Origin of the sequence: Pseudoalteromonas sp. NSLLW24, assembly GCF_015864725.1 — a bacterium.
Lineage (GTDB): Bacteria > Pseudomonadota > Gammaproteobacteria > Enterobacterales > Alteromonadaceae > Pseudoalteromonas > Pseudoalteromonas arctica.
This window is the reverse complement of the sequence record NZ_JADYWQ010000034.1, coordinates 1-3,113: the sequence shown is the minus strand read 5'-3', so window position 1 is coordinate 3,113 and position 3,113 is coordinate 1. Positions and strand designations below refer to the sequence as shown.

Here is a 3,113-nt window from a genome sequence, read left to right as displayed (position 1 = left end):
GAGTTGATTGATTGGTATCTACTTTAGTATTCAATATTGACTTCTGGCGAAGTTAAACTGTCACAAAACAAAGACCCGTTTGGGTTGTATGGTTAAGTGACTAAGCGTACACGGTGGATGCCTTGGCAGTTGGAGGCGATGAAGGACGTATTAACTTGCGATAAGCTTAGTCAAGCTAGTAAAAAGCGCTTGAGACTAAGATTTCCGAATGGGGAAACCCACCTGCTTGCAGGTATCGTTAACTGAATACATAGGTTAACGAGGCGAACGCGGAGAACTGAAACATCTAAGTACCCGTAGGAAAAGAAATCAACCGAGATTCCGAAAGTAGCGGCGAGCGAAATCGGAACAGCCCTTAAGCTTATTATGTGTTAATGGAAGGCTGCTGGAAAGCGCCACGATACAGGGTGATAGTCCCGTACATGAAAAGACATTTTAAGTGAAATCGAGTAGGTCGGAGCACGTGAAACTTTGACTGAATATAGGTGGACCATCATCTAAGGCTAAATACTCCCAACTGACCGATAGTGAACCAGTACCGTGAGGGAAAGGCGAAAAGAACCCCTGTGAGGGGAGTGAAATAGAACCTGAAACCGTGTACGTACAAGCAGTAGGAGCCCACTTGTTGGGTGACTGCGTACCTTTTGTATAATGGGTCAGCGACTTATATTTTGTAGCGAGGTTAACCGAATAGGGTAGCCGTAGGGAAACCGAGTCTTAACTGGGCGAATAGTTGCAAGGTATAGACCCGAAACCCGGTGATCTAGCCATGGGCAGGTTGAAGGTTGAGTAACATCAACTGGAGGACCGAACCCACTAACGTTGAAAAGTTAGGGGATGACCTGTGGCTAGGAGTGAAAGGCTAATCAAACCGGGAGATAGCTGGTTCTCCCCGAAATCTATTTAGGTAGAGCCTCGGACGAATACTTACGGGGGTAGAGCACTGTTAAGGCTAGGGGGTCATCCCGACTTACCAACCCTTTGCAAACTCCGAATACCGTAAAGTAATATCCGGGAGACACACGGCGGGTGCTAACGTCCGTCGTGAAGAGGGAAACAACCCAGACCGCCAGCTAAGGTCCCAAAGTCATAGTTAAGTGGGAAACGATGTGGAAAGGCCCAGACAGCCAGGAGGTTGGCTTAGAAGCAGCCATCCTTTAAAGAAAGCGTAATAGCTCACTGGTCGAGTCGGTCTGCGCGGAAGATGTAACGGGGCTAAACTATGCACCGAAGCTGCGGATTCAGAATTTATTCTGAGTGGTAGGGGAGCGTTCTGTAAGCCGTTGAAGGTGTACCGGGAGGTATGCTGGAGGTATCAGAAGTGCGAATGCTGACATGAGTAACGATAATGGGAGTGAAAAACTCCCACGCCGGAAGACCAAGGGTTCCTATCCCATGTTAATCAGGGTAGGGTAAGTCGACCCCTAAGGCGAGGCCGAAAGGCGTAGTCGATGGGAAACAGATTAATATTTCTGTACTCGATATAATTGCGATGGGGGGACGGAGCAGGCTAAGCAAGCATAGCGTTGGTAGTCTATGTGAAAGTGAGTAGGGCGTTTGTTTAGGTAAATCCGGACAAACATTAAACCTGAGACACGAGACGAGTCACTACGGTGATGAAGTTGCTGATGCCATACTTCCAGGAAAAGCCTCTAAGCTTCAGATTATATGGAATCGTACCCCAAACCGACACAGGTGGTCAGGTAGAGAATACTAAGGCGCTTGAGAGAACTCGGGTGAAGGAACTAGGCAAAATCGTACCGTAACTTCGGGAGAAGGTACGCTCCTATCTGTGATGAGACTTGCTCTCTAAGCGGACGGGAGCCGCAGTGACCAGGTGGCTGGGACTGTTTATTAAAAACACAGCACTGTGCAAAATCGCAAGATGACGTATACGGTGTGACACCTGCCCGGTGCCGGAAGGTTAATTGATGGGGTTATCCTTAGGGAGAAGCTCTTGATCGAAGCCCCGGTAAACGGCGGCCGTAACTATAACGGTCCTAAGGTAGCGAAATTCCTTGTCGGGTAAGTTCCGACCTGCACGAATGGTGTAACCATGGCCACGCTGTCTCCACCCGAGACTCAGTGAAATTGAAATCGCAGTGAAGATGCTGTGTACCCGCGGCTAGACGGAAAGACCCCGTGAACCTTTACTACAGCTTGGCACTGAACATTGAACCTACATGTGTAGGATAGGTGGGAGACTTTGAAGCAGCGACGCTAGTTGTTGTGGAGTCAACCTTGAAATACCACCCTTGTAGTTTTGATGTTCTAACGTTGGCCCCTGAATCGGGGTTACGGACAGTGCCTGGTGGGTAGTTTGACTGGGGCGGTCTCCTCCTAAAGAGTAACGGAGGAGCACGAAGGTTGGCTAAGTACGGTCGGACATCGTACGGTTAGTGTAATGGTAGAAGCCAGCTTAACTGCGAGACAGACACGTCGAGCAGGTACGAAAGTAGGTCATAGTGATCCGGTGGTTCTGAATGGAAGGGCCATCGCTCAACGGATAAAAGGTACTCCGGGGATAACAGGCTGATACCGCCCAAGAGTTCATATCGACGGCGGTGTTTGGCACCTCGATGTCGGCTCATCACATCCTGGGGCTGAAGTCGGTCCCAAGGGTATGGCTGTTCGCCATTTAAAGTGGTACGCGAGCTGGGTTTAGAACGTCGTGAGACAGTTCGGTCCCTATCTGCCGTGGGCGTTTGAGAATTGAGAGGGGTTGCTCCTAGTACGAGAGGACCGGAGTGAACGAACCGCTGGTGTTCGGGTTGTCATGCCAATGGCATTGCCCGGTAGCTACGTTCGGAACTGATAAGCGCTGAAAGCATCTAAGCGCGAAGCAGGCCTCGAGATGAGTTCTCACTAGACTTTTAAAGTCTCTGAAGGGCCGTTGAAGACTACAACGTTGATAGGCAAGATGTGGAAGTGGTGTGAGCCATTAAGCTAACTTGTACTAATTACCCGTGAGGCTTAACCATACAACGCCAAACGCGTTTTATGTGATAGTGAAACAAGCGAAGAAGTTAATATAACTAAAGTAGATATTACTTAGAAAGACTTAAAAAATATTATCAGATATTTTCCAAATTCAGTTAGTGCGTAGCGATACG

General features: G+C 48.7%; 1 rRNA gene. It reads left to right on the top strand.

Going from position 1 to position 3,113, the window contains the following annotated elements:
* Nucleotides 1-90 precede the first annotated feature (90 nt).
* Nucleotides 91-2,981: ribosomal RNA gene (locus tag I6E72_RS19550) — 23S ribosomal RNA — on the top strand.
* The last annotated feature ends 132 nt before the right edge of the window (nt 2,982-3,113 follow it).